At 74.6% G+C, this 236-nt stretch carries 1 protein-coding gene; it reads right to left on the reverse strand.

Going from position 1 to position 236, the window contains the following annotated elements:
• A partial coding sequence (locus QWY29_RS20650; protein ID WP_300963090.1) for an asparaginase occupies positions 1 to 236 on the reverse strand: 236 nt, incomplete at both ends.

Here is a 236-nt window from a genome sequence, read left to right on the forward strand (position 1 = left end):
TCGAGCGGGTGGTCCTCCGGCGTCTGCAGCGCGGACTCGTCCAGGCCGGCGGAGGCCAGGATCCGTCGTACGCCGTCGACGTGCAGCTGCTCGCCCGAGTGCGACCCGCAGCCGAGGGCGCGCAGGTCCGGCGGCAGGTCCAGCCCGTGCCGCACCATCGCGAGCGCCTGGACCGGCTTGTTGCACGACCGGGGCAGCACCGGCGAGGTGACGTCGCCGAGCGACCACTCGACCGT

Origin of the sequence: Nocardioides abyssi (genome assembly GCF_030412915.1) — a bacterium.
GTDB classification, from domain to species: Bacteria; Actinomycetota; Actinomycetes; order Propionibacteriales; family Nocardioidaceae; genus Nocardioides; species Nocardioides abyssi.